Source organism: Occallatibacter sp., assembly GCF_049802275.1.
GTDB lineage: Bacteria > Acidobacteriota > Terriglobia > Terriglobales > Acidobacteriaceae > Telmatobacter.
In genome coordinates, this window is record NZ_JBARMD010000271.1 from 1 (window position 1) to 3,358 (window position 3,358).

Sequence of the window (3,358 nt, forward strand, 5' to 3'; positions counted from 1 at the left end):
GTTTTGCCTGCGCCATGGTCTTCGCCGCCGCGCTGTTAGCGGGCCTGCTGCCGGCCGTCACTTCCACCGGCAAGGCGGTCTTTGCTGTGCTCCAGGCGTCTTCGCGCACTACCGGCGGCAGCCTCTCGCGCACCGCGCTGCGCAAAATATTGCTCACCGTCGAGATCGGGGTCACGGTGGTGCTGCTCGTCTCTGCCGGTCTTCTCTTGAAAAGTTTTGTCCGTCTGCGATCGACCGATGTGGGTTGCGCAACTGAAAACGTACTCACGATGAGCTATAGCCTTCCCAAGGAGAAGTATGACAAGCCCGAGAAGGTCAATGCATTCAACGAATCACTCCTCGAGCGGCTGCGTACGTTGCCCGGCGTGCGTGCAGTGGCATTAGGTTCCACATTACCCGGCAATAGCTGGGGCGGCGACGATGTCTTCACGATTCCCGAGCATCCGCCTATCAATCCAGGTGCAGAATTGCCTGACGCACTTAACCGTCTCGCCGATCCCGGCTATTTCACCGCATTGGGAATTCCACTGCTGCAGGGGCGCTTCTTCACGATGGAGGAGCGCAATGACCATGCCAACAGGGTCATCATCAGCAACCAGCTCGCGCGGCAATACTTCCCCGGCGAAAACCCCATCGGCAGGCACCTCGTTGTTTCTGCAAAAGACAAGGCAGGGTACGAGATCGTCGGCGTCGTGGGCGACACACTGTGGCAGGTCGGTCAGCCGACTAAAGCGACCATGTATTTTCCACTCTTTGCAGGGAATTTCGAGAATAACTTTGGCTTTTCCCTGGCCGTACGCACTGTCTCCGATCCGGGGGCCATGTCGGTTTCCGTTCAGAAGCAGATCGCCGCGCTCGATCCGCAGCTCCCAGTCTCCGATGTACTCACCCTCGACCAGGTAATCGGAGGCTCAATCGGCAACGCGAGTTTCAGCGCAACGCTTGTCCTCGCCTTCGCGGCACTCTCTCTGCTACTCGCCTCGGTCGGTCTCTACGGAGTTCTGTCGTACCTGATGACGCAGCGCATGACAGAAATCGGGATCCGCATCGCCCTCGGCGCGCAGCGCGAACAGGTGCTTCGCCTCGCTCTCGTCGACGGCCTGCGACCCGCATTTTTGGGATTGGTTTTCGGCCTCGCAGCAAGCGCCGCTGCAGTTCGCCTCATTCATTCGATGCTCTACAAAACCGAGCCGCTTGATCCCGCGGTGTTCGCAGCCGTCGCAGCGACACTGCTCGCAGTCGCAGCCATTGCGTGCCTAGTCCCCGCCTGGCGCGCATCTCGCCTTGATCCCATGCACGCCCTTAGAACGGAATAACGGGAAGAATCGCCATGCGCTGGCTTCTGCAACTCCGAATGCGAATTCAGATGCTGCTCGGTCGCGACTGCGCGCCGCAGGTCTCGATGACAAACCACCTTTCCGCGCTGGCCGTCAGATCGCTGAAGACCTCGCCACCACCATGGCACCGGACGTTATACAATTGGTCGCTGCTAAATCTTAGTCTTCACTTTGGAGTCACACGGGGCCTGCCAAGGTAAGATTCGGGACTGATATGCTCTTATAAATATTCTGCGGGGGTTGCATCGAAATGAGGGTTCTCGTAACTGGTGGCAGTGGTTACATCGGGTCAGCTACCGTCCGTGAGTTGGCTGAGAACGGACACAATGTCATCATCTACGATAACCTTTCTACCGGACATCGTAAGTTATCGAAGGGGTTTGAACTCATTGAAGGTGACATAGCTGACCGATCGAAGATTCTCCCAGCGCTTAGAAGGGTGGATGCCGTCATCCACTTCGCAGCGTCTGCGTACGTCGGAGAATCGGTCACGAACCCTCGCAAGTACTTTCGCAATAATGTTGAGTCCGCCGTGGCTTTAATGGACAGCGTGCTCGAAAGTGATGTGCGAATATTCGTGTTTTCTTCAACGTGCGCTGTTTATGGCGTTCCCCGATCCCTCCCCATAAGCGAGTCCAGTCCGAAGGAGCCCATCAACCCGTACGGGGCTACCAAGCTCTTCTTCGAGCGCGTACTTTCTGCTTATTCTGTTTCACACCATCTTCGATTTGCTGCACTGCGTTATTTCAATGCTGCGGGAACTCACCCCCTAGGAACAGTCGGCGAGATTCACGATCCGGAGACGCATCTTCTTCCGCTGGCAATCCGAGCAGCACTTGGCGTGGCGCCCCCGCTTACCGTCTTCGGCCACGATCTGGATACCCCGGATGGAACTTGCGTGCGGGATTATGTACACGTGGCCGATCTCGCCTCAGCCCACGTAAAGGCGCTGGAGTATCTTTCGGGTGGAGGACCGTCGATCGCAATGAATCTGGGTACTGGCGCCGGCACATCCATTAAGCAGTTGATCCATGAAGTTGAGGCGATCTCCGGCCGACGCGTTCCGCATGTCTATGCACCGGCGCGGCCCGGTGATCCACCCGTTCTCTTCGCTGAAGTCCAGATGGCCAAGGACACGCTTGATTGGCGGCCGAAATATGATCTGAAGGAAATTGTGAGTGGAGCGATTCGATGGGAAGCCAATCTCCCGGAGTTCCTGCGAGAACCCTAATCCGCTCTCTTAATAGTCTCGATCAGTTGCAAAAAATCAGACGCGGTTGCTTCCATGGCAAAGTGCACTAGATAACCTTGCCGTGCCGCGCTCTTCATTTTCATGAGCTCATCTCTGGAGAGTGCGACAAACCTGCGAATCAGATTTTCAGTTCCCTCGAGAGTATCAGGCTCAACGAGACCGGACTGGGACGAGACGACCTCACGCCAGACATTCACTTGATCACTGATGAGAACCGGTGTGGAACACGCCATCGACTCGGCGACGACGATTCCAAAATTTTCCTGATGCGATGGCAAAATCATCGCTTCGGCAGATCGAAATGCCCCCCACTTGAGTTCGCCCCTCAACATGCCTGGCCAGTGAATTCTGTCGGCGATACCAAGGCTGTTCGCCAATTCCTTCAGTTCCGAAGTCAAGCCAACCTGGTCGGGCCCTGCGATGACCAAATCGAGGTCGGGAGGAACCAGGTCGAGACATTTTGCAAAGGCACTGATCAACAAGTCGCATCCCTTCTTCGGATGAATGCGACTGAGGAACAGGAGAAACGGTTTTTCTCTTAGCGCAGGGATTGCCGACCGGAATGCGCGTTTCTCTATCTCCGCATCACCGCTAGACTGCGCAGTTCCGAATCGCACGATCCGCTCCTGGTACGAGAATCCGCGAAAGACATTACGAGCCCGAATTCGCTCTTCTTCACAGGTGAAAAGTACTTGGGCAGCGTCTCGCAGAACTCGACCTTCAGCGACCCACCAATAGAGTTGTTTGCCCAAATGCTTGAGCGGGTAGC

The 3,358-nt window shown here is 56.3% G+C and carries 3 protein-coding genes; 2 read left to right on the forward strand and 1 reads right to left on the reverse strand.

Annotated features, from left to right (window positions below; all coding sequences use genetic code 11):
* Together WA354_RS09435 and galE are read left to right on the forward strand one after the other, a co-directional pair.
* A partial coding sequence (locus tag WA354_RS09435; protein WP_472812757.1) for an FtsX-like permease family protein occupies positions 1-1,316 on the forward strand: 1,316 nt, incomplete at its 5' end.
* Between the two features lie 271 nt (positions 1,317-1,587).
* A complete protein-coding gene (gene galE, locus WA354_RS09440; RefSeq protein ID WP_472812758.1) occupies positions 1,588-2,568 on the forward strand; it encodes a UDP-glucose 4-epimerase GalE in 981 nt (326 codons plus the stop codon).
* Here galE and WA354_RS09445 read toward each other — a convergent pair.
* A partial coding sequence (locus WA354_RS09445; RefSeq protein ID WP_472812759.1) for a glycosyltransferase occupies positions 2,565-3,358 on the reverse strand: 794 nt, incomplete at its 5' end. The two genes, galE and WA354_RS09445, sit on opposite strands and share 4 nt — an antisense overlap.

Excerpts from the sequence above, each read along its gene's own strand:
- galE (WP_472812758.1), top strand. The coding sequence starts at position 1,588 with ATGAGGGTTCTCGTAACTGGTGGCAGTGGTTACATCGGGTCAGCTACC.